The organism is Arthrobacter sp. S2(2024), assembly GCF_036662515.1.
Taxonomy (GTDB): domain Bacteria; phylum Actinomycetota; class Actinomycetes; order Actinomycetales; family Micrococcaceae; genus Arthrobacter.
On the sequence record NZ_JAYKZI010000002.1, the window covers coordinates 594287 to 618105 of the forward strand.

Annotated in this window: 26 protein-coding genes and 1 tRNA gene; 9 read left to right on the plus strand and 18 right to left on the minus strand. The window is 63.5% G+C overall.

Features of this window, described 5'->3' with window-relative positions; genetic code table 11:
* Positions 1–40 precede the first annotated feature (40 nt).
* The gene (locus tag VLA65_RS06420) at positions 41–1252 is read left to right on the plus strand and encodes an acetyl-CoA C-acetyltransferase (RefSeq protein WP_306958978.1); all 1212 of its coding nucleotides are present in this window, start codon (positions 41–43) and stop codon (positions 1250–1252) included.
* A gap of 51 nt (positions 1253–1303) precedes the next feature.
* Complete coding sequence (locus VLA65_RS06425) at positions 1304–1771, plus strand: aminoacyl-tRNA deacylase (protein WP_284991827.1); 468 nt, start codon at positions 1304–1306, stop codon at positions 1769–1771.
* 131 nt (positions 1772–1902) lie between these two features.
* Here the strand turns inward: VLA65_RS06425 and rplL are convergent, their stop codons facing one another.
* From rplL to VLA65_RS06470, 9 genes are all read right to left on the minus strand, one after another.
* Positions 1903–2280 carry a 50S ribosomal protein L7/L12 gene (rplL, locus tag VLA65_RS06430; RefSeq protein ID WP_059387353.1) on the minus strand — a complete coding sequence of 126 codons (378 nt, stop codon included), beginning with the start codon at positions 2278–2280 and terminating at the stop codon, positions 1903–1905.
* Between the two features lie 75 nt (positions 2281–2355).
* Positions 2356–2961 (minus strand): 50S ribosomal protein L10, encoded by a 606-nt coding sequence (rplJ, locus tag VLA65_RS06435; protein WP_059387352.1) that lies wholly within the window; start codon positions 2959–2961, stop codon positions 2356–2358.
* A gap of 301 nt (positions 2962–3262) precedes the next feature.
* The gene (locus tag VLA65_RS06440) at positions 3263–4414 is read right to left on the minus strand and encodes a GNAT family N-acetyltransferase (RefSeq protein ID WP_370872614.1); all 1152 of its coding nucleotides are present in this window, start codon (positions 4412–4414) and stop codon (positions 3263–3265) included.
* Positions 4393–5469: a GNAT family N-acetyltransferase gene (locus VLA65_RS06445; protein WP_332602048.1), complete on the minus strand. Its 1077-nt coding sequence runs from the start codon at positions 5467–5469 to the stop codon at positions 4393–4395. Before VLA65_RS06445 ends, VLA65_RS06440 begins: the two co-directional genes overlap by 22 nt.
* 112 nt (positions 5470–5581) lie before the next feature.
* Positions 5582–6289 carry a 50S ribosomal protein L1 gene (gene rplA / locus VLA65_RS06450; RefSeq protein ID WP_028265118.1) on the minus strand — a complete coding sequence of 236 codons (708 nt, stop codon included), beginning with the start codon at positions 6287–6289 and terminating at the stop codon, positions 5582–5584.
* Positions 6290–6462: 173 nt separating this feature from the next.
* Positions 6463–6894: a 50S ribosomal protein L11 gene (gene rplK, locus VLA65_RS06455; protein ID WP_018773647.1), complete on the minus strand. Its 432-nt coding sequence runs from the start codon at positions 6892–6894 to the stop codon at positions 6463–6465.
* 129 nt (positions 6895–7023) lie between these two features.
* The gene (nusG, locus tag VLA65_RS06460; protein ID WP_332602049.1) at positions 7024–7863 is read right to left on the minus strand and encodes a transcription termination/antitermination protein NusG; all 840 of its coding nucleotides are present in this window, start codon (positions 7861–7863) and stop codon (positions 7024–7026) included.
* Between the two features lie 114 nt (positions 7864–7977).
* Positions 7978–8259, minus strand: a complete 282-nt coding sequence (gene secE / locus VLA65_RS06465; RefSeq protein ID WP_059387348.1) for a preprotein translocase subunit SecE — start codon at positions 8257–8259, stop codon at positions 7978–7980.
* A gap of 81 nt (positions 8260–8340) precedes the next feature.
* A tRNA-Trp gene (locus VLA65_RS06470) sits at positions 8341–8413 on the minus strand.
* Positions 8414–8749: 336 nt separating this feature from the next.
* Between VLA65_RS06470 and VLA65_RS06475 the strand changes: the two genes are divergently transcribed.
* Positions 8750–9979 carry a pyridoxal phosphate-dependent aminotransferase gene (locus tag VLA65_RS06475; protein ID WP_307052486.1) on the plus strand — a complete coding sequence of 410 codons (1230 nt, stop codon included), beginning with the start codon at positions 8750–8752 and terminating at the stop codon, positions 9977–9979.
* Positions 9980–10158: 179 nt separating this feature from the next.
* On the opposite strand, the gene VLA65_RS06480 is transcribed toward VLA65_RS06475, so the two are convergent.
* A complete protein-coding gene (locus VLA65_RS06480) occupies positions 10159–10830 on the minus strand; it encodes a LuxR C-terminal-related transcriptional regulator (protein WP_059387347.1) in 672 nt (223 codons plus the stop codon).
* Positions 10827–12182, minus strand: a complete 1356-nt coding sequence (locus tag VLA65_RS06485) for an ATP-binding protein (protein WP_306958984.1) — start codon at positions 12180–12182, stop codon at positions 10827–10829. The genes VLA65_RS06480 and VLA65_RS06485 overlap by 4 nt, the downstream gene beginning before the upstream one ends.
* 124 nt (positions 12183–12306) lie before the next feature.
* Between VLA65_RS06485 and VLA65_RS06490 the strand changes: the two genes are divergently transcribed.
* From VLA65_RS06490 to VLA65_RS06510, 5 genes are all read left to right on the plus strand, one after another.
* Positions 12307–13788: a PspC domain-containing protein gene (locus VLA65_RS06490; RefSeq protein ID WP_332602050.1), complete on the plus strand. Its 1482-nt coding sequence runs from the start codon at positions 12307–12309 to the stop codon at positions 13786–13788.
* Position 13789: 1 nt separating this feature from the next.
* Positions 13790–14080, plus strand: coding sequence for a hypothetical protein (locus VLA65_RS06495; protein WP_059387345.1), 291 nt, complete (start codon positions 13790–13792; stop codon positions 14078–14080).
* A gap of 45 nt (positions 14081–14125) precedes the next feature.
* Positions 14126–14383, plus strand: a complete 258-nt coding sequence (locus VLA65_RS06500; RefSeq protein WP_059387344.1) for a PspC domain-containing protein — start codon at positions 14126–14128, stop codon at positions 14381–14383.
* A 156-nt stretch (positions 14384–14539) separates the two neighbouring features.
* Entirely contained in the window at positions 14540–15565 is a 1026-nt protein-coding gene (locus VLA65_RS06505) for an ATP-dependent 6-phosphofructokinase (protein ID WP_078108065.1), read from the plus strand.
* 99 nt (positions 15566–15664) lie between these two features.
* Positions 15665–16396 carry a GNAT family N-acetyltransferase gene (locus tag VLA65_RS06510; RefSeq protein ID WP_332602051.1) on the plus strand — a complete coding sequence of 244 codons (732 nt, stop codon included), beginning with the start codon at positions 15665–15667 and terminating at the stop codon, positions 16394–16396.
* A 207-nt stretch (positions 16397–16603) separates the two neighbouring features.
* On the opposite strand, the gene VLA65_RS06515 is transcribed toward VLA65_RS06510, so the two are convergent.
* From VLA65_RS06515 to VLA65_RS06545, 7 genes are all read right to left on the minus strand, one after another.
* Complete coding sequence (locus tag VLA65_RS06515) at positions 16604–18100, minus strand: DHA2 family efflux MFS transporter permease subunit (RefSeq protein WP_332602052.1); 1497 nt, start codon at positions 18098–18100, stop codon at positions 16604–16606.
* A gap of 54 nt (positions 18101–18154) precedes the next feature.
* Positions 18155–18715 (minus strand): PadR family transcriptional regulator, encoded by a 561-nt coding sequence (locus VLA65_RS06520; protein ID WP_332602053.1) that lies wholly within the window; start codon positions 18713–18715, stop codon positions 18155–18157.
* A gap of 119 nt (positions 18716–18834) precedes the next feature.
* Positions 18835–19248 (minus strand): ankyrin repeat domain-containing protein, encoded by a 414-nt coding sequence (locus VLA65_RS06525; protein WP_332602054.1) that lies wholly within the window; start codon positions 19246–19248, stop codon positions 18835–18837.
* The gene (gene ygfZ / locus VLA65_RS06530; RefSeq protein ID WP_332602055.1) at positions 19245–20330 is read right to left on the minus strand and encodes a CAF17-like 4Fe-4S cluster assembly/insertion protein YgfZ; all 1086 of its coding nucleotides are present in this window, start codon (positions 20328–20330) and stop codon (positions 19245–19247) included. Before ygfZ ends, VLA65_RS06525 begins: the two co-directional genes overlap by 4 nt.
* 22 nt (positions 20331–20352) lie before the next feature.
* Entirely contained in the window at positions 20353–21075 is a 723-nt protein-coding gene (locus VLA65_RS06535; RefSeq protein ID WP_059387341.1) for a flavodoxin family protein, read from the minus strand.
* 86 nt (positions 21076–21161) lie between these two features.
* Entirely contained in the window at positions 21162–21761 is a 600-nt protein-coding gene (locus tag VLA65_RS06540; RefSeq protein WP_059387340.1) for an FABP family protein, read from the minus strand.
* A 184-nt stretch (positions 21762–21945) separates the two neighbouring features.
* On the minus strand, positions 21946–22680 hold the full coding sequence (locus VLA65_RS06545) for a hypothetical protein (RefSeq protein ID WP_059387342.1): 735 nt from the start codon (positions 22678–22680) through the stop codon (positions 21946–21948).
* A 311-nt stretch (positions 22681–22991) separates the two neighbouring features.
* Between VLA65_RS06545 and VLA65_RS06550 the strand changes: the two genes are divergently transcribed.
* On the plus strand, positions 22992–23690 hold the full coding sequence (locus tag VLA65_RS06550) for a winged helix-turn-helix transcriptional regulator (RefSeq protein ID WP_059387339.1): 699 nt from the start codon (positions 22992–22994) through the stop codon (positions 23688–23690).
* The last annotated feature ends 129 nt before the right edge of the window (positions 23691–23819 follow it).

Below are 23819 nucleotides of genomic sequence, written 5' to 3' on the forward strand. Positions count from 1 at the left end.
CGGTAACCTAGGCTCACCACCCTTGATCGGAAGAGAGAAAATGGGCACCCCCTCAGACACAACGGACAACAACAACGACGTTGTCATCCTTTCCGCCAGCCGTACCCCACAGGGACGGTTGAACGGGCAACTGGCCGGGCTCACCGCCGTCGAGCTCGGCGCTCACGCCATTTCAGGCGCCATTGCGGCGAGCGGGCTCACCGCGGACAAAGTGGACGCAGTGATCATGGGGCAGGTCCTGCAGGCGGGCGCCGGCCAGAATCCGGCCCGGCAAAGCGCCATCGCCGCTGGCATCGGCTGGAACATCCCCGCCGTCACCATCAACAAGGTCTGCCTCTCCGGACTGACCGCCGTGATCGATGCAGCGCGAATGATCCGCAGTGGCGATGCCGCCGTCGTGGTTGCCGGCGGCCAGGAATCGATGAGCCGCGCTCCGCACTTGCTGCCCGGTTCCCGGCAAGGCTGGAGCTACGGCGCCATCCAGGCCCTCGACGTCGCTGCCCACGACGGGCTCACCGACGCCTTTGATGGCCAGTCAATGGGCCTGTCCACCGAGATCAAGAACCTCTCGCTGGGCATCGACCGCCGGTCCCAGGATGAAGTGGCCGCCGCTTCGCACCAGCGTGCGGCCGCGGCCGCCGAGCAAGGAGTGTTCGACGGCGAGATCACCCCCATCAGCGTCAAGCAGCGCAAGGGAGAACCCTTGGTGCTGACAAGGGACGAAGGCGTCCGCCCGCAGACCACGCTCGAGACCCTGGCCCCCTTGAAGGGCGCCTTTGCCACCGACGGAACCATCACCGCAGGCAACTCCTCTCCCCTGTCCGACGGCGCCTCCGCACTCGTGCTCACGAGCCGCCGCTTCGCCGAGGAGAACGGCCTTGACTACCTTGCCGTCGTCGGCAAGCCCGGCCAGGTGGCGGGACCCGACAACAGCCTGCATTCGCAGCCTTCCAACGCGATACGGCACGCGCTGGACCGTGCTGGGTGGACAACGGCCGACCTGGACTTCATCGAGATCAATGAAGCCTTCGGTTCGGTGGCGGTACAGTCCTTGAAGGACCTGGACTATCCCTTGGAGAAGTGCAATGTGCACGGCGGAGCAATCGCGATTGGACACCCGATCGGTGCCTCAGGAGCGCGGCTGGCCCTCCACGCGGCCCACGAGCTGAAGCGCCGCGGTAAGGGTAAGGCGGCGGTTGCGCTCTGTGGTGGCGGCGGCCAAGGCGAAGCACTGCTTCTCTACCGCGACTAGATATTCGGCGAGTTCGGCGGCGGAGTGGCCGTGAACGGAAATGGAGCATGAATGCGGGGCACTGAGCGATTCCTGGCTGACGCGGCCGCACGCGGACTCGACGTCCAACTCGTAGAGCGGGCGGCGGCTAGCAGCCTTGAGGAAGCTGCCCGCATCATGGGGGTCACACCGGCGGACATCGTGAAGTCCCTTGTGGTCAAACACCGGGACGGCTCGTTCCTGTTCGCGCTGGTTCCGGGTGACCGGCAGATCTCCTGGCCCAAGTTGCGCGCCCTCCTGGGCGTCAACAAGCTGTCCATGCCTTCGGCCGACATTGCCTTCGAGGCAACCGGTTATGAGCGCGGCACCATCACGCCGCTGGGAAGTTCGACGCCCTGGCCGGTCTATGCGGATGCCAGCATCGCCGGACGCAGGATCTCAATGGGCGCAGGCGAACACGGATTCAGCGCCTTCGTGAAGGCCGATTCCCTCACTGAGGCCTTGGGCGCGATCGTAGCCGACATCAGCGACCCCATCTGAGCAACGCGGGGTCACTTACGGCCCATCCGGCAGCACCTAATGGGCCGTAAGTGACCCCGCGTTGCTGTTAAATGCAGGAAAGCCCCGCCCGGACGAATCCGGACGGGGCTTCCTGAAAACGCGAACGCGAGTTACTTGACAGTAACCGTGGCGCCGGCAGCTTCGAGCTGCTCCTTGGCCTTCTCAGCGGCTTCCTTGGTGGCGCCTTCGAGAACAGCCTTCGGTGCACCGTCAACCAGGTCCTTGGCTTCCTTGAGGCCGAGGGAGGTGATGGCGCGAACTTCCTTGATCACTGCGATCTTCTTGTCACCGGCAGCTTCGAGGACGACATCGAATTCAGTCTTCTCTTCGGCCTCTTCAGCAGCAGCGCCACCGGCAGGGCCGGCGACTGCAACAGCAGCAGCGGTAACTTCGAAGGTCTCTTCGAAGAGCTTGACGAACTCGGAGAGCTCGATGATGGTCAGTTCCTTGAAAGCTTCAATGAGCTCTTCGTTGCTGAGCTTCGCCATGTTTGGCGTCCTTCCTATAGGTGGTGCTGCCACGGACGTTGTCCGTTACTGCACCGCAGTTTGAGTGGGGAGAACTTAGTTCTCTTCGGTTGCTGCTTCAGCGGCTTCAGCCGGAGCGGCAGCCTCTTCTGCAGCAGCCTCGGCGGGAGCCTCGTCGGCAGCCGGTGCTTCGTCAGCGGCCGGTGCTACAGCGCCGCCCTCTTCTTCAAGCTTGAGGCGCAGAGCGTCAATGATGCGTGCAGCCGCGGCAGCAGGTGCCTTGAGGATGCCTGCAACCTTGGCGAGCTGCAGCTCACGGGACTCGAGGGCTGCCAGTGCGGCAACCTCTGCTGCGTTCAGTGCCTTGCCTTCGAAGTAGCCGGTCTTGATGACAAGCTGCTTGTTGGCCTTGGCAAAGTCCGTCAGGCTCTTGGCGGCAGCAACCGCGTCACCCTTGATGAATGCGATCGCAGTGGGGCCGGCAAGCTGACCGTCGAATGCTTCGACACCAGCTTCCTTGGCTGCAATGGCGGTCAGGGTGTTCTTGACGACCGAGAACTTGGTGTCCAGGCCGAGAGAAACACGCAGCTGCTTGAGCTGTGCAACAGAGAGCCCGCGGTATTCGGTCAGGACAGCGGCGTTCGATTCCTTGAAATCGTTGGTGATCTCAGCTACTGCGGAGATCTTGCTAGGCGTTGCCATAACCCTCCTTCCGGGGAATAAAGCCGGTTTTCCGGGTCCCCGCTCAAAAGAGCTGCAACTAAAAAACGCCCCGCGCAGATGCACGGGGCTTGGCTCAACACGATCCAATGATCATGGAGATTTGCTTCGTTCACCTGCGCCGGCCGCCCTTTGTCAGGGTCCTTCGTCTAGGAAACCACTTGGTTCTTCCGCACGCAGCTACAGAGTTGAGCTGTGCCCGGAGGAGTGGATTCCCATCAACCGACGGTCTTTGGTAGTTCAAGCTTACGGGACGGGCAAGTGCATCGCCAAATCGCGCCGCCTACTCGGAGGAGGTGACCCTCGGCCCCATGTTCGGCAGTTCCTTCTGCCACAACCCCGTGACCCCGGCCGTGGTGAATCCCAGTTGCTTGTTCACCGTCAGCAAGTACCGGTTTTCCGGCGCATTCCAGGTGTAGATCACGCGGGCGTCGGGAAACTGTTCGCTCAGGCGCTGCATGTTGGCGACCTTGATGAGGAGCCCGAGCTTGTTCCCGCGGTGCTCCTGCAGGACGATCGTGTCGTCCTGGAAGACGACATCCTGGCGTTGCGCCAGGACCCCGATCGTGGTGAGTCCGACGATCCGCCCGCTGGCGACGTGTTCGACGGCGGTGACCACCGTTCGGCGTCCCTGCGCGACGGCGGCGTCCTCCGCCTGCCGCAACACACCGGCGTCGAACACTAATTGCTGCTGTTCGGCTTCCGGGGCCTCGTTGCCTTCCGACACCACCTCGCCGGCTGCGTTCTCCAGGGCGGCCACAGCTTCGAGCCACTGTTGGGGGCACCGATCGGTCCAGTGGTGGACCTGGTAACGGCCGGCGTTCGCGTCTTCGGCTTCGGCCTCAAGCTCGGCTACGAGCTTTGAATCCAGCGGGAGCGCGCAGGAACTGAACTGTTCGATGTGCTGCAGGGTGTAACCGGTACGCCGGGCAAAATCGACCTCGCGGCTGGCCAAGGGAACGAAGCCCAGGCCGCTGCCAGGCACGAGTTGACCTTCGGCACCACCCCGGAGGGACTCGGCAGGATGGTTCGTGTCCACCATGATCATGGTCCGGCCCTCGCTTCTGGCGAAGTGCTCGGCAGCTTCCAGGAGCTGCCTTCCGACGCCCCTGCGCTGGAATTCGGGAAGGATGTCGAGGGTGAACTCGGCCAGGTCCATGTTGTCGGCAAGGGGAAGCGCGATGTCTACCGTACCGACAATGCGGCCGTCGACGCGGGCCACGAGAATGACCTGGCGTTCGTAAGGGTCGCCGAGTTCGAGCAGTTTTTCCAACGGCGTGTACGCGAGATCGTCCGTGCCCCAGATCTGCATGCGGACCCTGCGGCTGACTTCGACGGCGGCCAGGAAATCCTTTGCGTCATCGGCGTCAAGGGAATCCGGGATCCAGAGTTGGCCGATCTCCACCGTGCTCGTCATTTGATCCTCTTTTGCCATTCGCCGTCGTATCCGGCCGGTTTGAAGCCGAGCTGTACGTTGATGGACAGCATATGTTCGTTTTCCTCGGCGTTAAAAGTCATGACGCGCCCTACGGCCGGATATTCCGTCTGCAGCCTGCGCAGATTGGCCAGTTTGACGAGCATTCCCAGCCCATGGCCCCGATGCGGCGGTGCCACCAAAGTATCGTCCTGCTCGGCCACCCCGGGCTTCGCGGGATCAAGGTAGATCACGGTGTACGCAACGAGCTCCCCCGTCCTCCGGTCTTGTGCGGCGGCCACGAGGGCAGTCTGGCCCTCGGCAAGCATGGTGTCTTCGAGTTGTCTGACGCGGGCAGCGTCCCAGTCCTCTGCCTCGATCTCAAGGCCTCCCGCCGGAGTATCCGTGCTCATCCGGCCCATCAGCCCGGCCATGCGGTCCACGTATTCGGCGGGGCAACGGTTCGTCCAGGCAAGGACCCCGTAATCGGCGTCTGCTTTGGAGTGCGCCGCAAACTCCAGCCTTGCCCATTCCGCGTTGTGGTCCATGTCCAACGTGCTGAATCTGCTGGCCTGTTCCAAGGTGTAACCGTTCTTGAGGCAGAAGGCTGCTCCCGGAGCAACGTCGGGTACTCCCCCGGGTACTCCCTCTGCTCCTGCGAGGCCGATGGGGTGTTCGGTGTGCGCCTGCAGGACGTGCCTCCCCTGGGCCTTCGCGATGCCTTCTACGGTGCGAAGCAACGCGGTTCCGATTCCGTACCGGCGGTACCCCTCCAGCACATCTACCTCGAGCCACGCGGTTTGGATGTTGTCCTTGAACGGAACTTCGCAGGACGCGTGGCCAATGATCCTTCCGTCCACCCGGGCGAAGACGTGCCTCGATACCGCGTATGGGGTATCGCGCCATCCGGCGAGCCGGGCCTGGGCCGAGGACGCCCGTTCCAGGTTTCCCCAGGTTTCCAGCACCATGGCGTCCATCACGGATGAGAGCTCCCGGAAAACCTTGCCGTCCAGACCATCCAGGGACTCCGGCAGATGGAGCTCGTGGATGCTGAAATCCGGAACCTGGCCTGTCATGCCCTCAGCCTAATCAGCGGTCGCCGGCCGCGATAGGTGACGGTTCGCCTACAACGAAAGGACCGCCCGGCTAATGCCGGACGGTCCTTTCAGAGTCGATGCTCCCGGCGGCTTACGCCTCGGTGAGAACCTTGGTGACGTTCGGGTCAACGGAGATGCCCGGACCGAACGTGGTGGCGACCGTAGCCTTCTGGATGTAGCGGCCCTTGGAAGCGGACGGCTTCAGGCGAAGCACCTCTTCCAGAGCGGCTGCGTAGTTCTCGGCCAGCTTCAGTTCGTCGAAGGAAACCTTGCCGATGATGAAGTGCAGGTTCGAGTGCTTGTCGACGCGGAAGTCGATCTTGCCGCCCTTGATGTCGTTGACAGCCTTGGTGACGTCAGCGGTCACGGTACCGGTCTTCGGGTTCGGCATGAGGTTACGCGGGCCGAGGACCTTACCGAGACGGCCAACCTTGCCCATGAGGTCAGGGGTTGCCACTGCGGCGTCGAAGTCGGTCCAGCCGGCTGCGATCTTTTCGATCAGGTCATCGGAACCAACGAAGTCGGCGCCTGCAGCGATTGCTGCTTCAGCCTTGTCGCCCGTTGCGAACACCAGGACGCGGGCAGTCTTACCCGTGCCGTGCGGCAAGTTGACGGTACCGCGGACCATCTGGTCGGCCTTACGCGGGTCAACGCCCAAACGGAAAGCGACCTCAACGGTGGCGTCGAACTTGGACGGGTTGGTGTCCTTGGCGAGCTTGATGGCCTCGAACGGGGCGTAGAACTTGTCTGCCTCGATCTTGGCTGCGGCTGCCTCATATGCTTTGCTGCGCTTTGCCATGCTGCTTATTCTCCTTGTGCAGTTGTGGTCTGCGGACCGCGCTGGGCCCTGCCACAGTTGGACATCCGGCGTGGATCTCCAACATTCTCAATATTTCAATGTTGCCGGTTTCCCGGCGGTGCTACCCGGCGTCGTCCGTTTCCCAAAACAGACGCCATGAAGCGGTGAGGGAATTAACCCTCGACGGTGATGCCCATGGAGCGTGCGGTGCCGGCGATGATCTTGGCAGCGCCCTCAAGGCTGGTGGCGTTGAGGTCTTCCATCTTGGTGGTGGCGATCTCGTTAACCTGTGCCTGGGTCAGCTTGGCAACCTTGACGGTGTGCGGCGTGGCCGAACCCTTCGCAACGCCTGCAGCCTTCTTGATGAGCTCTGCAGCCGGCGGGGTCTTGGTGATGAAGGTGAACGAGCGGTCTTCGTAGACCGTGATTTCAACCGGGATAACGTTTCCGCGCTGGGCTTCTGTGGCAGCGTTGTACGCCTTGCAGAATTCCATGATGTTGACACCGTGCTGGCCAAGCGCAGGACCGATCGGCGGGGCCGGGTTGGCGGCACCTGCCTGGATCTGCAGCTTGATGAGGCCGGTGACCTTCTTCTTGGGAGCCAATGTAGGTCCTTCTCTCAATAACTTCCTAGGACACAGGAGCGTGCCTCAGGTTTGTGGCCGCCATGGCAAGGCGACCGACCGCTCCGTGGCTGCTAAGCGGGCAACCGCGGGGCGAAATTCTTGGATCAACTAGATCTTGGTGACCTGGTTGAATGCGAGCGTAACCGGGGTTTCGCGCTCGAAGATCGACACCAGCACCACAAGCGTCTGGGAATCCATCTTGATCTCGGAGATCGTGGCGGGAAGGGTCTCGAACGGACCTTCCTTGACGATGACGGACTCTCCGACCTTGAAGTCGATGTCGACGGGCGTCTGGTGCTGTTTGTTGACCGGCTTGCCCTTTTCGGCCTGCTGCTCTTCGAAGACCGGGGCCAGCATGGAGAAGACCTCATCGAGGCGAAGCGGGACCGGGTTGTGTGCGTTGCCCACGAAGCCCGTGACACCCGGGGTATGGCGGACGGCGCCCCAGGATGCGTCGGTCAGGTCCATACGGACGAGGACGTAGCCCGGAATGCGAACGCGGTTGATGATCTTGCGCTGGGCGTTCTTGATCTCAACGACTTCCTCCATGGGCACCTGGATCTCGAAGATGTAATCTTCCATGTCCAAGGTCTGGATGCGGGTCTCAAGGTTGGCCTTGACGCGGTTTTCGTAGCCTGCGTAGGAGTGGATGACGTACCAGTCACCCTCCTGGCGGCGAAGCTTGGCCTTGAACTCCTCGGCGGGGTCGGCGGGCGCTACGGCTGCAGCGACGGCCAGGGCGTCGGCGCCGGACTCGTCGTCGGACACATCGGCGTCATCGGACTCAGCGTCATCGGACTCATCCTGGTCGGCGTCGTCGACGTCGGCAGTTTCGGGCGCAGCAGAATCGACCTCGGATCCTTCCACGGCGTCAGCCGTGGCGTGGGCCGTGCTTTCAGCGGGCCCATCCAGCTCAGTCTCAGTTACCTCGAGCTCCTGCTCAGACACTTGGTCTCCTGCTTCCTCATTGCCTAACATGCCTATTTAAATGGCTCAATTCCGCAAACCCTGTGAATTCCCTTGATTTTCCGGGGATTTCACGCGGTTTGCGGAGCGATCCGCTTAGTGGTTCGTGGTGCCGGTAGCGCCGAAAACCCATTTGATTCCCGTACCGAAAGCCAGGTCCAGGATGGTGACGACCAACATCATGATGGCCACGAACACCAGCACCACGACTGTGTAATTGACCAGTTCCTTGCGGGTGGGGGCAACTACCTTTTTGAGCTCGCCAATTACCTGGCGGACAAAAAGAGCAATTCGAGCGAAGAGTCCGGAATCGGACTTCTTGGCAGGGCGGCCCTTCGAGCTGCTCGCAGCTGTTTCGGTCACCTGATCCTCACTCATCTATGCAAACGTCGTTGACCCGACTCTGATCAGAGTCATGGTTGCTGCGCTTGTTCCGAGCGAAACCCGGAACAGCTTGCGCAGGGCAGACAGGACTCGAACCTGCAACCTGCGGTTTTGGAGACCGCTGCGCTACCAATTGCGCCACTACCCTATGGAACGAATCCATATTTGGCCGCACTCCATCATTGCCAAGGAATCCCCAAGAACACGGGATTCCGAGCCAATCTGGGGCGCGAACCATTGTGATGTTTTTCAACACCGGTGAACCAGTCTACGCAACAACGTCGCGATAGTCGAACCGGGCCATTTCCGGAGCGTTCAGGCCTTCCCGCTCACGCGATCAGCCTCGTGTGATCAGCGCTCGTTTGATCAGCATGCACTGTCACTTTCGAGACGTTAGCCCGATAGCTCCGCAGAACAGCATAAAGTAGATTCCGTCGAATCCCACCATCCAGCTCATGAGCTGCCCGCGAAGAACGGTGCTTTAATGTCTGCCGGAATACCTGCCGCCCGCATTTCACAGCGAATTTCCGCCATCGCCGAGTCCGCCACCCTTGCCGTTGACGCCAAGGCCAAGGCGCTCAAGGCAGCGGGTCGCCCCGTGATCGGCTTTGGCGCCGGGGAGCCCGACTTCCCGACCCCCGACTACATCGTCAAGGCCGCCGTCGAGGCCGCCTCGCAGCCGAAGTACCACCGCTACTCCCCCGCTGCCGGCTTGCCGGAGCTGAAGCAGGCCATCGCGGACAAGACCTTCCGCGACTCGGGCTACAAAGTCGATGCTTCCCAGGTGATGGTTACCAATGGCGGTAAGCAGGCTGTCTACAACACCTTCGCCACCCTGGTTGATCCGGGCGACGAAGTCATCATCCCCACGCCTTTCTGGACCACCTACCCGGAGGCAATCCGCTTGGCCGGAGGCGTTCCCGTCGAGGTCTTCGCCGGACCCGAGCAGGGTTACCTGGTCACCGTGGAGCAGCTCGAAGCCGCGGTCACCGACAGGACGAAGATCCTGCTTTTCGTTTCCCCGTCCAACCCGACCGGCGCCGTCTACAGCGCCGAACAAGTGGCCGAAATCGGAAAATGGGCCGCGGCCAAGGGCCTCTGGGTTGTCACCGACGAGATCTACGAACACCTGACTTACGACGGCGTCCCCTTCACCTCGATCGCCACTGCCGCTCCCGAACTCGGCGACAAGGTGGTCATCCTCAACGGTGTCGCCAAGACCTATGCCATGACCGGATGGCGTGTCGGATGGATGATCGGCCCGGCCGACGTCATCAAGGCCGCCACCAACCTTCAGTCGCACGCGACGTCGAACGTTTCGAACATCATGCAGATCGCTGCCCTCGCTGCGGTGTCCGGTCCGCTGACCGCCGTCGACGAAATGAAGGTCGCCTTCGACCGCCGCCGCAAGGCGATCGTTGCCGGACTGAACGCGATCGACGGTGTGGAATGCCCGACGCCGACCGGCGCCTTTTACGTGTACGCCGACGTCCGCGGGCTGCTGGGCAAGGAATTCCCGACGTCGAACGGTCCCGTCCGTCCGTCAACGTCCGCTGAGCTTGCCTCACTGATCCTCGACGAGGTTGAGGTCGCGATTGTTCCGGGCGAGGCCTTTGGCCCCTCCGGTTTCGTGCGCCTCTCGTACGCCTTGGGCGACGACGACCTCGCCGAAGGCGTTCGACGCCTCCAGGAATTCCTCGGCCAGGCCAAGTAGCCTTCCGCCCGCGCAAACGCCCGCTCACCTTGGGATAGAGGTGAGCGGGCGTTTGGGTTTAACCCGCCATAGGTGAGCGGGCGTTTGGGTTTAACCCACCACAGGTGAGCGGGCGTTTGGGTTTAACCCACCACAGGTGAGCGGGCGTTTGGGTTTAACCCACCACAGGTGAGCGGGCGTCAGAGGAGGCGGCGTTCGGCGGCCCACTTGGTCAGTTCGTGGCGGCTGGAGAGCTGGAGTTTGCGGAGTACCGCAGAGACATGGGTTTCCACGGTCTTGATGGAAATGAACAGCTCCTTGGCCACCTCCTTGTAGCTGTAACCCCGGGCGATGAGACGCATGACTTCCAGTTCCCTCGCGGAAAGACGGTCCAGCTCGTCGTCGGCGATCTCGGCCGGGGAAGTTCCAAACGCGTCCAGGACAAAACCCGCCAGCCTCGGCGAGAAGACCGCGTCACCGTCGGCCACGCGGACCACGGCGTCGGAGATCTCCGGGCCGGAAATGGTCTTGGTGACGTAGCCGCGTGCCCCGGCCCGAATGACGGCCACGACGTCCTCGGCGGCATCCGAGACGCTCAAGGCCAGGAAGCTCGTGCTCCCGCGCAACGCCGAGGATGCACTGATGACCTCCCGGCCGCCACCGCCAAGGCCGCCGGGCAAGTGGACGTCAAGAAGCACCACCTCCGGCTGAACCTCGGCAATCACGGCGATGGCTTGTTCCACTGTTCCGGCCTCGCCCACGACGTCGATCCGCGAATCGAGGTCGGCCTTCAGCCCGGACCGGAAAATGGCGTGATCGTCCACGATCACCACGCGAACCTTCCGCGTTACTTGCTCTGATAGGGCGTTCATACTTTGGCTTCTCCGTTTCGGTTCTCTGCTTTGTCGGCGTTCTCGACGGGCAGTTTCAGGCGTACTTCGGTGCCCTCGGAACTACTGCTGATGACCGCAGTGCCGCCGTGGCGTTTCATCCGTCCGACGATTGACTCCTTGACACCGAGCCGGTCTTCCGGGACGGCATCCGGGTCAAAGCCGGGTCCGCGGTCCCTGACGAAAACCTCGCTGCCGGTGTCGGAAGTCTCGAGATAGACGGACACGGCTCCGCCGCCATGCCGGGCAGCATTGTGCATGGCCTCCCGGGCCGCCAGGACGAGGGCTTCGTGCCTGTCCGTCATGGCGGTGTCTCCGACGCTGACGACGTCGACCGGATGTCCGTGGGCGTCCTCCACTTCGGCTGCGGCTGCGGCAATCCGCTCCGCGAGGAGCCCCGAATCCTTGGCGGCGTCCCGGTACAGCCAGGTGCGCAGTTCACGCTCCTGGGCACGGGCGAGGCGGACCACGTCCTGTTCCGAACCGGCACGGCGTTGGATCAAGGCGAGCGTCTGCAGTACCGAGTCGTGCAAGTGGGCGGCAATCTCGGCCCGCTCGGTCTCGCGAACCCGCGCTGCCCGCTCAGTTTCAAGGTCCTTCCAGAACTTCAAGCCCCACGGCAGCAGCACCAAGGCCACGCCGCCCAGCACCGCGATGGAAGCCAGCAGCGCGAGCCAGGTCTGCTCCCACGAGCCGGAACCGGACACCATGACCAACACCCCGGCAACCACCAGGGCCAGGCCCGCAGCAAGGCGGACCCAGCCACCGGCTTGGTCCGCCTTCGTCTTGTCCACCAGCCCGGCCCGGCGCGTCTCGTCCAACTGCATCCACGCGATCGCCGCCCCACCGAGTATGGCCGCCGCCGGGATCAGCGTGCCGAGGGGGACCTCGACGCCGAACTGCCGGGCGATCAGGATGGCGGCCACCAGGAGCAGGCCGGCCCCGAGGAGGATCTCTTTCCCATACTGGATCCGCCGAATCCTGAACCAGGAGGCGACGACGGGAGCCGGGGTGGACAGCGGCACCGGCTGCGCGCCGTCGGGCGCTGCAACGTCGGGAGGAATGCTCACCGAAGGAGGCAGGCTCACCGCGGGAGCAATGGGCGACGCCGGCCGGCGGCTGTTTCGGCGGGCGCTTTCGTCAGCGGTGGGCACCATGACCCAGAGCCAGGCGTAGAAAGCCAGGCCCGCGCCGCCGGCGAACGAGGCAAGGACCATGGCGAGCCGGATGTACTTCACGGGCCAGCCAAGATGGTCCGCCAGGCCGCTGCACACGCCGGCAATGATCCGGTCGCTGCTCCGGACCAGCGGCGGGCGTTGCGTGGCGGTTGTCATGAATCCATCCAAACACGTATCAGGGTCTTCGGCGCTCGAAGCAGGGCATCTCAGGGGGCCACTCAGGGAACGTTCAGGGTATCCCCCAATAGAGGGAGACGTCGCCGGACGGCAAGATCGAAGTATGAACGCGAACAGCATGAATCCAGAGGACCCCGGACAAGCTGCGGAGCCCGGACAACCTGCAGAATCCATCCAGCCGGCCGCGACGGGCGTGCCCGAAGAACCGGCCCAGCCGGACGCCGGCAACACCAGCGGCGCGGCACCGAATCACGCCGTGCCAGCTCCCCCGCAGAACTTCTTCAACTGGATCCGAAGCCAAGGCATCAGCCGTGGCCGGGACCGGTGGATGGGCGGCGTGGCCAGCGGCATCGCCCACCGCTTCGGCATCGATCCTTTGATCGTCCGCGGCATCTTTATCATCCTCACCCTCTTCGCCGGCATAGGCATCCTGCTCTATGGCATCGCCTGGGCGCTCCTGCCCGAACCCGATGGCCGCATCCATGCACAGGAGGCCGGGGCGGGCCGCTGGTCCGCAGGCATGACCGGAGCCCTCATCACAACCATCATCGGATTGCCAAGCCTCGGCCGCGGTTTCTGGGGATGGGGCTGGAATGGGGTTCCCGGACTCCTGTGGACGCTGTTCTGGGTAGGCGGCATCATCTACCTGGTCTATTTCCTGGTCCAGCGCAGCAAAGCCCGCAACGGAAGGCAGACGATGGGCACACACAACTACGCGGCCGCTCCAGGTTCCTTTGGCGGCGCGGAGACACACGCCTCGGCAGGCTACCCGGCCGGCCCTTACAGCGCGGGTCCTTACAGCGCCGGGACTTACGGAACCGGGACTTACGGAACCGGCGGAACCGGTAATTACGGAACCGGGGGGCCGGGAACCCCCTCGGGCCCCGTCAATCCCGCAGGGCCCTACCCACCGGCCGGCGTTCCCAACCGCCCCGAACGCCCCGAGCGTCCAAGGCGGCAGGGGCCGGGCGCGGCCATCGTAGCGGTCTCAGCGGGGGCTGCCCTGCTGGCCGGCGGAACACTCAAGCTGCTCGACGCCGGCAACGTCATCCATCTGGGCGATGCCGCCAACGCGGTGGTCTGGGCCACAGGCGCCGGAGTCCTCGGCCTCGGGATCCTTGTTGCGGGGCTTCGTGGCCGCACGTCGGGACTACTCGGCTTTCTGGCCATAGCCACGCTGGTGATCGGCGGCATCTTCAATATCGCGCCCAACGCGGACCACTTCCGTCTCCAGAATGCCCAATGGAATCCTGTGAGCATCGACGATGCCCGCAAAGGCTTCGACATCACCGGGGTCAACGGGACCGTCGACCTGACCAAGCTGAACCTGAGCGCGCCGCTGAGCTCCGACGTCGTTGTTCCGATGGACGTCACCGCCAGCAATATCAAACTCGTCATCCCGGCGACCGTGCCGGTGGAGGTCCAGGCGGACATGACCTTCGCGAACCTCAAGCAAGACGGTAGCGCCGTCACCCAAAGCAATGGCGGTACCCGGGACAGCTTCAACACGGACAAACCCGGCGCCAAGCTTGTCGTCAGGCTCAACGGCACTTTGAGCAACGTCACCGTCCAGGAAGGAAACTGACATGAGCACGCACGAACCCACGCAGGCATTTGAAACAGCACCTGAAACCCCGGTTCAAACCGCCCGGGCAAGGGTAGGCACCGTGGTCTGGGGGCTGATTGTCCTGGCACTCGCAGCTTTGATCATCATTTCCAAACTCGGCCTCGTGGTCCTCAACGGCACCTATGTGCTGATCGGGCTCATGATCGGAGCCGGCGCGGCACTCGTGATCGGAGGCCTGGTCTCCGCCCGCTCACGAAAAGACCGCGGGTCCAGCCCGGACTCCGGCGCCGCCGATTCCGACCACCGCTAGCAAGCAGCACGTGACAAAGCAGCCACAACAGGGAAGGCTCTAGCCATGAACAAGTTCTTCAGCATCGTACGGGGCATCGGCCTGAAGCGCGGTCCGCAGCGTTTGATCGGAGGGGTTTGCGGTGGCATCGCCGCCAAGCTGAATGTGGACGTAGCCTACGTCCGCATTGGCTACCTGATCTTCTGCCTGCTACCAGGACCCGCCGTCGTGATCTACGTGGTGGCATGGTTGCTGCTTCCCAACCAAAGCGGCACCATTGCGCTGGAATCCTTCCTCACCCAGCGCTCGCAAGGCAGGAACTAGCACAGCCCGGGTTCGCCCGGGCTGTTTCCTGGTTGTTTCAAAAGTCTCATCCGCGGCGGTCACGGTTTGTGTCCTACCCCACATTGCCCCCTACAATCATTGTGAGCTCAGCGTGGCGCTCTGCACGTATACCTCCTAGCCAGGATTTGAGCCCTCATGAAAATTGGAATCCTTACCAGCGGTGGCGACTGCCCCGGACTTAATGCCGTCATCCGCGGCGCCGTCCTCAAGGGAATCGCCATCCACGGCCAGGAATTCGTCGGTTTCCGGGACGGTTGGCGGGGCGTCGTGGAGGGCGACGTCATCGACATTCCCCGGACTATGGTCCGCGGTATCGCCAAACAGGGTGGAACCATCCTTGGCACCTCCCGCACCAACCCGTTCGAAAACGGCGGCGGGCCGGATGTCATCAAGGCCCACATGGACCGCCTCGGCATCGACGCCATCATCGCCATCGGCGGCGAAGGCACCTTGGCCGCCGCGAAGCGCCTCACCGACGCCGGCTTGAGGATCGTGGGCGTCCCCAAGACCGTGGACAACGACCTCGACGCCACCGACTACACCTTCGGCTTCGACACCGCCGTCCAGATCGCCACCGAGGCCATCGACCGGCTGCGCACCACGGGAGAATCCCACCACCGCTGCATGATCGCCGAGGTCATGGGCCGCCACGTGGGCTGGATCGCCCTGCACGCGGGCATGGCCGCCGGCGCGCACGCCATCCTGATCCCTGAGCAGAAGGTCAGCATCGAACAGATCACCGAGTGGGTCCAGGAGGCCCACGACCGTGGCCGTGCGCCGCTGATTGTTGTCGCTGAGGGCTTTGTTCCGGACCACATGGAGGCCCCGCACTCCGAACGCGGCCTGGATACCTTCGGCCGGCCCCGCCTGGGTGGCATCGCCGACCAGCTCGCGCCGGAGATCGAAGCCCGCACCGGCATCGAAACCCGTGCCACGATCCTCGGCCACATCCAGCGCGGCGGCGTCCCGTCGGCTTTTGACCGCGTCCTGGCCACCCGCCTGGGCATGGCGGCCATCGATTCCGTCGTGGAAGGCCGCTGGGGAACCATGGTGGCCCTCAAGGGCACGGACATCGAGCATGTGGGCTTCGAAGCCGCTTTGGGCAAGCTCAAGACCGTCCCGCAGAACCGCTACGACGAAGCTGCGGTGCTGTTCGGCTAAGCGGGTTCTTCACAAGAGCAGATTCTTCAAGGAGCAGGCAGGTACCACCCGGTGCCTGCCTGCGCCTTTCCTTTTCCGGGACTGCATAGACTCGATGTCATGGAACTTGATGCGGGATCGGCGGAAATTGTGCTGCTGGCCTGGGCCCGGCACTTAGGGTTCGACGACGAGGCCTTCAGTTTCGTCTCCGGCTCACCTGCTGCCCGCACCGGGGAGCGGCTGGTCAGGGAAGACGAAGACGCCGAATCCATCACCTTCGTGAGGCTCTTTGGCCGCTCCGCATTGGTGGCTCCCGCGTGGGCGGTGGCTGCCGCCGTCGAGCTCTCGGACGATCAACTGAGCGAGCATTCCGCACTGTTGCGGATCAGCCGCGAACACGGCGGCCACGGGCTCGGGACGTCGGCGCTGCTGTTCGCCGACGACCTTCCCCTCTTCCAGCCGGGCGGCGAAGTCACCGTCTCGCACGGCCACCCGGAGGCGATCGAGCTGGAGGGCAGGTGCCCTCCAGACGACGTCAATGAAGTCCATCTCTCAAGGATGGACCACCATTTCACCGTGATGGACGGCAACGAACCGGACCGCAAACCGGTGGCCTGCGGCGCCTATGCGGAGTGGCAGGGGATCCTCGCGGACATGGGCGTCCTGGTGCCGCCGGATTTGCGCCGGCAAGGACTTGGAACCCTGGCTGCCTCGATCGCCGCCCACGAGGCACTCGCCTCCGGCCTGACGCTGCAATGGCGAACAGCGCTGGACAACCGGGGCTCCATGGCCTTGGCCCGAAAGCTGGGATTCGTCGACGGGGGCATCCAGACCTCCGTCCTGCTCCGCTAACCGCGAGTTGGCAGACGATGCCCCCATTTTGAGGGCATCGTCTGCCAGTTCGCGCGGGCTAGCCGTCTTGCGAAACAGTTTGAGTCTTAGCCTCGGACGGGGCTGCCGCCGGAGAACCCCAACCCTGGACGGCCTTGGGCTTGCCAAAAAACAACGCCGCTACTGCGCCCAGCAGAATCGCAAAAGCGGGCAGCAGGACCGACTGGCTCATCGCGGTCGAGAAGCCGTCGTGCAGGAATTCGGGNCGGCCTTGGGCTTGCCAAAAAACAACGCCGCTACTGCGCCCAGCAGAATCGCAAAAGCGGGCAGCAGGACCGACTGGCTCATCGCGGTCGAGAAGCCGTCGTGCAGGAATTCGGGCAACTTGCCGGTGAATCCCCCTTCGCCTGCCGGGGCAGCGCCTGGCGGGGCCGCGGGCAGCTCAGCCGCGAGCCGGGACTGGATGAGGGCAGCAATCGCGGCCGATCCCAGGACCGCACCGATCTGGCGCGTCGTATTGAAGACGCCGGAACCGGCGCCGGCCGAGCGCGGCGGCAGGTTGCGGGTTGTGGCGTTGGAGACCGGGCCCCAAATGAAACCATTGGCCACGCCCTGGAGGGCGCTGGGCAGCAGGAACATCCAGATGGGAGTGTCCGGCTTCAGCAGCGTCCCGGTCCAGAACAGGGCACCGGACAGGCAGAGGAGCCCGAAGGCCGCGAACCAGCGCGGATTGATCCGGTCGATCAACTTGCCGACGAAAGGTGCCAGGGCGCCGGAGATCACGGCCATGGGGATCATGAGCAACGCGGACTGCGTGGGGGTCAACCCACGGACTACCTGGTAGTAGAAAATGGTGGGGAGCGGGAACGCTGTGATGGTGAAGCCCACCGCCATGATGGTGGTGTTACCCAAGGAGAAGTTGCGGTCCTTGAACAGGCCCAGCGGCAGCAAGGGCTCGCCGCCGCGGCGCTCCAGCAGCCACTGCCAGAAGACGAACCCGGCAAGGACAACGAGCCCCGTGATGATCAGTCCCCAGACCGTGATGGGCCCGGTGACGGTGCCCCACTTGTAGCTTTGGCCTTCCTGGATGCCGAACACCAGCAGGAACATGCCGGCCGCGGACAGCAAAACACCCACGACGTCGAACTTGTGGCTGTGCGTGGTCAGCTTCGGTACCAGCCGGGTCACGAGGACGAAGGCAACGACGCCGATGGGAACGTTGACGAAGAAGATCCACTGCCAGCCGAGGCCGTCAACCAACACGCCACCGAGGATCGGACCGACGAGGATGGCCATGCCAGCCGTCGCTCCCCAGAGGCCCATGGCCGCGCCGCGGCGGTCCGGCGGGAAGATCCTGGTGATGACGGCCATGGTCTGGGGCGTCATCATGGCTGCGCCGATGCCCTGGACCACCCGGGCCGCGATCAGCATGCCGATGTCGCCCGAGAGGCCGCACCACAGCGAAGCGAGCGTGAAGACCACGAGGCCGATCAGGTAGAGGTTCTTGGGCCCGAAGCGGTCACCGAGCCGTCCGGTGATCAGCAACGGCACGGCGTAGGCGAGGAGGTAGGCGCTCGTCACCCAGATAACGGCGTTGATGTCGGTATGCAGGCCCTCCATGATCCGTGGGTTCGCCACGGAGACAATGGTGGTGTCGATCAGGATCATGAAGAACCCGACCACGAGGGACCACAGTGCGGGCCACGGTTTAGCTACGTTTTCCATGGGTTTCCTTTGACTGTGCTGAATATCTTGCACGTTGGTGCGTTGGCTGGGCGGTTACCACCGCAACTGCCCGCTGCGGAGATCGTTTTGGAAGCTGCGTATCCAGTCGATTTCCGTCCGCAGCATGGTTTGTTGGTACTTGACGTCGATCCAGAACTTGGTCTCGACGCCTTTTGCGGCGACAGCTTCTTCACCGCGGACCAGGAAGTCGAGTTGGTCTTCCAGGTTCGCCACGCGGCGGTCCAGGAGTTCGAGGACGACGCCGGACGGCAGGTTGTGTGCCTCGGCGATCGCGTGGGGGAAGCTCGGGTATTCGTTCACGGGTTCCGCCAGCATGTTCTGGAGGCGCTCGGTCAGCGCCTCCCTGCCGGTTCCCGTGATTCGGTAGGTGGTCCGTTCGGGCCGGTTGCCGGCGCGGTCAATGCCCGTGGACTCGACGAAACCCGCCTCTTCCAGGCGGCCGACGGCGTGGTAGAGCGTGCCCGGCCGGACCTTGACCAAGCGGTCCTCGTGACGGGCCATCAGGAGCTGGTACATCTCGTATGGATGCATCGGCGCCTCCACGAGGAGGGCCAATGCGGCGACACCAAGTGGAGTCAGTGCGGCTCGTGCCATTTCCCCATCCTCCGTACGAACTATTCCACAACAACTATTCCACATGGAATATTTGGTCGCAAGGCGGCCACCGCGGCCGCGCCGCCAGGCACGGGCTCAGCCCGACGGCCCCTCTTGGTCTATCCGAGCAGTTCGAGAATCTCCGCGCGGGCAAACATCCGGGCGGCCTCGCGCGCTGTGGGCGCACCGGCGTCGGGATCTGCGCCGGCGTCAATCAGAACCCGGGCCACCTCCGTGTAGCCCTTGAAAACCGCGCCGGCCAGCGGAGTCTGGCCACGGTCGTTTGCCCCGTTCGCATCGGCACCGTGGTACAGCAGAAGCTGAACGGTTTCCGCGTGGCCGTGGTAGGCGGCCAGCATCAGGAGAGAGTCGCCTGCGGCAGTGCGCATTCCAGCCGGAGCACCGGCGTTGAGGTAGCTCCGCAGGAGCTCCGAGTTGCCTTCCCTGGCGGCATCGAACAAGGTGTGCGCCAAGGCAACGGCCTCGTCATCGGCACCCGTCGCTTGGGCTTCAGCGTCCGTCGTTTCGCTCATCGATGGGGTCCCTTCAGGAATCCGGTCTGACGCCCCACCACCTGTCCGGCATCGGGCGCAACGATTACTTCCTGGGCGGCCGGATAAGGCTCCTCACCGTCCAGCACGGTCAACACTTCGTGCGGGTCCACAGACCGCTTGATCAGGGCCAGTCCTACTGCCCCCATTTCGAAGTGCTGGGCCACAGATGTCAGCGTACCCACCTTGCGCTCTCCGGCAAATACAACGCTGCCCGGCGCTGGAAGGGTGTGCTGCGAGCCGTCCAATTGCAGGAAAACGAGCCGCCGGGGCGGGTGTCCGAGGTTGTGGACACGGGCAATGGTTTCCTGGCCCTTGTAGCAGCCCTTGGACAAGTGGACCGAGGTCCGGAGGAGATCGAGCTCGTGCGGGATGGTCTTCTCGTCCGTCTCCGCGCCGAGCCGGGGACGCCAGGCGGCAATGCGGAGCGCCTCCGCGGCCAACGAGCCAGCGAGGGCCATGCCCTCAACGGCCGCTTCAAGCTCGTCTGCCGGAATGAGGTACTCGAACCAGGGCCTCTCAAGGCCGGGGTGGGAGTTTTCCTCCACCACGCTGTAGGAATAGCCGCCGACGCCGATGTGCGGCCACGGGTCTTCCCAGACGAGCCGCCCGGACCAGGCGTCAACGGGCTTCGTTGAGCCAACGACGGCCCACTCGGCCGACACATCGGCCACCTCGACGCGCAACATGAACCGCATTTTGTTGAGCCACTCGGCCAGCGGGGCAGCCTCGGCGGCTTCGACCAACAGCCAGGTGGTCTCGCCGTCGTCCACCACGCGGGCGTCGAACTCAATGCGTCCCTGAATGGTGAGGAGCAACAGTTCGCTTGAGACGCGCGGCTGGAGGTTGGTCAGTTGCTGCGAGGAAAGAGTATTGAGCCAGCTCAGGCGATCCGGTCCGGTGACCGTGACAACGCCCCGGTAGGAAAGATCGACGACGGCGGTGCCTGCGGCGAGTGCGCGCTGCTCCCGCAGGGGCTCGCCGTAGTGGGCCGCGACGCCGGAGTCCTCGCCGCCGCCTTCTACAGCTCCGGGGCGCGACAATAGGGGGCTCGTGTAAGTCATATGTAGTAGAAGTCCTTGGGGCTCAGCGGTATTCCGGGTTTTCAAAATCGAAGCGCGTACCGGCTTTCCATTCGTCCGGGAGGTTCCCGTAGGCAGGAATGCCGCCTACGTCCTTGAGCATCCGGGCGTAGTGGAGCAGGTTCCAGGTCATGAAGGTGGTGTTCCGGTTGGTGAAGTCGCTCTCAGGACCACCGGACCCTTCGTCGAGATAGCTGGGCCCGGGGCCGACGGCGCCGATCCAGCCGGCATCGGCCTGGGGCGGAATGGTGAAGCCGACGTGCTGGAGGCTGTACAGGACGTTCATGGCGCAGTGCTTGATGCCGTCCTCGTTGCCGGTGATCAGGCAGCCGCCGACCTTTGGATAGTAGGCCCACTGGCCTTTGCTGTTGAGTTGGCCCGAATGGGCGTAGAGCCGCTCGATGAGCTTCTTGGTCTGGGAGGAGTTATCGCCAAGCCAGATAGGACCGGCCACCACCACGATGTCGGCCTCCAGCACCGCCGGATACAACTCCGGCCATTCATCCGTCGCCCAGCCGTGTTCCCGCATGTCCGGATACACACCGGCGGCAATGTCGTGATCCACGGTCCGGATCACCTGGGTACTGACGCCCTGCTTTTCCATGATGCGCCGACTGATGGCAATCAGTCCGTCGGTATTGCTCACTTGCGGCGATGGCTTGAGCGTCCCGTTGAAAAAGACCGCCTTGAGATCGTCATAGCTGGCAGGTTTAGTTGCTTCGTTCACTTGCTGCTCCCCTTTGGTTCGAACTGCGAAACGGGACGTTCAGTGAGACCTCTTCGGTGAGACCTTGAAGCTATTTAACAAGCACCCTAGGAGAGCTTGTTCAGGAAAGCCGAAGCGTGGGCCTCAAGCGACTTGCCCGGAGTGGACACATCCCAGCGCCACAACAGATTGCCATCCACGAGGCCGAAGATGCGTGTGGCCGCAGTGTATTCCTTGGAGTGGCCGCCGCGCATCACCATATCGGTGCTCATCTGGATCTGCGGCCCCTTGATTTGACCGTAGTACAGCTCGCTGATGCCACCGGGATGGACAATCGTCACAGTGATGTCGAACCCGCCGTCGGCGTTCCGGTGGGCTTCGACGTCATCGGCAGTTTTCAATACCGGGACGATTTCGGCGGGAATCAAGCCGGGGCCGCCGTCGGCGTCGAGCATTTTCCGCTCCAGCGCCCAAAAGCCTGTCTCCACGGTGAGGGGCCGCAATTTGGTGCCGTCCTCGTCGCTGAGCCAGCTTTCCGCCCGATACTCCAGGTAGGGCAGGCCGTGGTGCGTGAAGGAGACGTGCTGGATGAAGTGATCCGAGTCTTCTTCACCGCTTCCAAGCCGTCCCCGGCCTTCCCACTCACCAATGAGCCAGGAAAGGGGTACCAGTTCGGGTGTCAGGTCGGAAGGAATTTCAATGGGCACAGCAATTACCTCAGTGGACCGGAAGGTACGGGTTGATCAAAAGCGATGGGAGCTCTACTTCTGGCCTTTGAAGAGGCGGTAAACGACAAAACCAGCGAACCACGCCATCGAGAGGCTGGCCAGGCCGAGGAGGACAAGGAAGAAGATTTCAAATGCAAGTACGGACATGATGCCATCCTAACTGTTAGTAGATGAGTAGTTTGTCGATGAAGTAGCACAAGGCGCCAACCGCCCAAACGGGGGCGACGCCCATTCCAAGGACAGCCGGAAAGTTCAGGCGGCCGAGCCGAAGCGTCACCATCCGACGGAAACTGACCAGGACCGAGCCGATGACGACGCCCACCACGATGGCGGCCACGATCGCGATGTTGGAGAACACCAGGCCTGCCAGCGGAGCCACCAACCCGGCGGCCACGATGCCCAAGGGCGCCACGACCCGGTCCGGCCAGCGCAACAAGCCTGCGAGGAGGGCGACAGCGGCGCTGAGAGCAGCGACCAACACCATTTCCTTGATCCCATTGAACCTCGCCCCCGCAATCCAGCCAGCGCCAAGGCAGCTCAGCAGGACACCGGCGCAGCTGCCCAGAGTGGACTCGAGCCGTTGGGCCTGACCGGTTCCGCGGATCAGCTGCACGACGAACACCGCAATCACGCCTGCGGCGATGAAGGCCGGAGTTGCATCGAGAAATCCGGGGGCTGGCACGAAGCCGGCAGCCAAGGCTGAACCCGCGCCGCTCAGGCCGATCACCGTGGCGAGCGTTTTCTTCGCCGGGACGGCTAGAAAGTGGGGCCAGCCGATGCCAACCGCGGCCGACGCCAGGATTCCGACGGCGACCAACCCTTCCGTGGGGCCGTAAGAGCTGGCGACGAAAACCGCGAGCGCCACGAGGCCGACCACCCCGATGCTCCAAGACTTCACTGCGCCCCTGACCTCACTGTGTCCCTAACCTCGCCGCGCCTTCATGGGATCCTCGATGGGCCCATTTCGTTCCAAGCCGCGAGCAACCTCCTGCCAATCCTGCCTTATACGGCACAAATATGTCGCAAACATGGGCTGAAGGTGACACGAATCCCTGACGTTGCAGGGGCCTTTGGGTATACTCGGTTGTCAACAGCGCTTCTTGTTGCAACGCTTCCGTTACAACGGAACCACGCCCCATAAGCAGCTACCGGCCGGTGGAAACCCGGTTCAGACGCCCGATGATGCGCGGACCGCCCATTGGAGGAACTATGTCGCACATCCTGCTCCTGACGAACAGCACCGGGTCGTCGGTAGACATCCTGCCCGCCTTGGAGCTCTTGAACCACCGGGTCCACATCCTTCCGGCAGAGCCAACGGCCTTGCTCGAAACCGACCCCACCGACGTCGTCTTCCTTGATGCCCGCAAGGACCTCGTGGGGGCCCGCTCCCTGACCCAGTTGCTCAAAGCCACGGGCTTGAGCGCCCCCCTCATCCTGATCCTCACGGAAGGCGGCATGGCTGCCGTCTCTTCCGCATGGTCCGTTGATGACATCGTCCTCGACTCGGCCGGCCCGGCCGAAGTCGAAGCCCGGATCCGCCTGGCCGTGGCCCGCGCAATCCCCGGCGAAGAGGAAACCAACACCGAAATCCGGGCGGCCGGCGTCGTGATCGACGAGGCAAGCTACACGGCCCGCGTGAACGGGCAGCCGCTCAACCTGACCTTCAAGGAGTTCGAACTCCTGAAGTATCTCGCCCAGCACCCGGGCAGGGTATTCACCCGTCAGCAGCTTCTCACCGAAGTATGGGGCTACGACTACTACGGTGGCACCCGCACCGTGGACGTCCACGTCCGGCGCCTGCGCGCCAAGCTCGGCGTGGACCACGAGAACCTCATCAGCACGGTCCGGAACGTTGGCTACCGGCTGACGTTGGTCCGCCTGCCGGAAGATGAGCTCACGGAGGCCTAGGCTTCCGAACCCCAGGGTTATAGGACAAAACGTGTGTATGGATTGTGCCTGCTTCCCAGTGTTGGCGGGCGAATTTCGGGGTAGCTAAGCTTTGGAAGCTTAGGGTGGCTGGGGTGCTTGCATATCTCT

What these genes read in the sequence shown, in the direction of transcription:
- VLA65_RS06500 (WP_059387344.1), top strand. Translation starts at nt 14,126, where the DNA reads ATGAACAAGTTCTTCAGCATCGTACGGGGCATCGGCCTGAAGCGCGGT.
- ygfZ (WP_332602055.1), bottom strand. Translation starts at nt 20,330, where the DNA reads ATGACTTACACGAGCCCCCTATTGTCGCGCCCCGGAGCTGTAGAAGGC.
- VLA65_RS06510 (WP_332602051.1), top strand. Translation starts at nt 15,665, where the DNA reads ATGGAACTTGATGCGGGATCGGCGGAAATTGTGCTGCTGGCCTGGGCC.
- VLA65_RS06425 (WP_284991827.1), top strand. Translation starts at nt 1,304, where the DNA reads ATGCGGGGCACTGAGCGATTCCTGGCTGACGCGGCCGCACGCGGACTC.
- VLA65_RS06445 (WP_332602048.1), bottom strand. Translation starts at nt 5,469, where the DNA reads ATGACAGGCCAGGTTCCGGATTTCAGCATCCACGAGCTCCATCTGCCG.
- VLA65_RS06440 (WP_370872614.1), bottom strand. Translation starts at nt 4,414, where the DNA reads ATGGCAAAAGAGGATCAAATGACGAGCACGGTGGAGATCGGCCAACTC.
- VLA65_RS06480 (WP_059387347.1), bottom strand. Translation starts at nt 10,830, where the DNA reads ATGAACGCCCTATCAGAGCAAGTAACGCGGAAGGTTCGCGTGGTGATC.
- rplL (WP_059387353.1), bottom strand. Translation starts at nt 2,280, where the DNA reads ATGGCGAAGCTCAGCAACGAAGAGCTCATTGAAGCTTTCAAGGAACTG.
- rplJ (WP_059387352.1), bottom strand. Translation starts at nt 2,961, where the DNA reads ATGGCAACGCCTAGCAAGATCTCCGCAGTAGCTGAGATCACCAACGAT.
- VLA65_RS06420 (WP_306958978.1), top strand. Translation starts at nt 41, where the DNA reads ATGGGCACCCCCTCAGACACAACGGACAACAACAACGACGTTGTCATC.
- VLA65_RS06495 (WP_059387345.1), top strand. Translation starts at nt 13,790, where the DNA reads ATGAGCACGCACGAACCCACGCAGGCATTTGAAACAGCACCTGAAACC.
- VLA65_RS06475 (WP_307052486.1), top strand. Translation starts at nt 8,750, where the DNA reads ATGTCTGCCGGAATACCTGCCGCCCGCATTTCACAGCGAATTTCCGCC.
- VLA65_RS06485 (WP_306958984.1), bottom strand. Translation starts at nt 12,182, where the DNA reads ATGACAACCGCCACGCAACGCCCGCCGCTGGTCCGGAGCAGCGACCGG.
- secE (WP_059387348.1), bottom strand. Translation starts at nt 8,259, where the DNA reads ATGAGTGAGGATCAGGTGACCGAAACAGCTGCGAGCAGCTCGAAGGGC.
- VLA65_RS06520 (WP_332602053.1), bottom strand. Translation starts at nt 18,715, where the DNA reads ATGGCACGAGCCGCACTGACTCCACTTGGTGTCGCCGCATTGGCCCTC.
- rplA (WP_028265118.1), bottom strand. Translation starts at nt 6,289, where the DNA reads ATGGCAAAGCGCAGCAAAGCATATGAGGCAGCCGCAGCCAAGATCGAG.
- VLA65_RS06525 (WP_332602054.1), bottom strand. Translation starts at nt 19,248, where the DNA reads ATGAGCGAAACGACGGACGCTGAAGCCCAAGCGACGGGTGCCGATGAC.
- VLA65_RS06505 (WP_078108065.1), top strand. Translation starts at nt 14,540, where the DNA reads ATGAAAATTGGAATCCTTACCAGCGGTGGCGACTGCCCCGGACTTAAT.
- VLA65_RS06490 (WP_332602050.1), top strand. Translation starts at nt 12,307, where the DNA reads ATGAACGCGAACAGCATGAATCCAGAGGACCCCGGACAAGCTGCGGAG.
- VLA65_RS06550 (WP_059387339.1), top strand. Translation starts at nt 22,992, where the DNA reads ATGTCGCACATCCTGCTCCTGACGAACAGCACCGGGTCGTCGGTAGAC.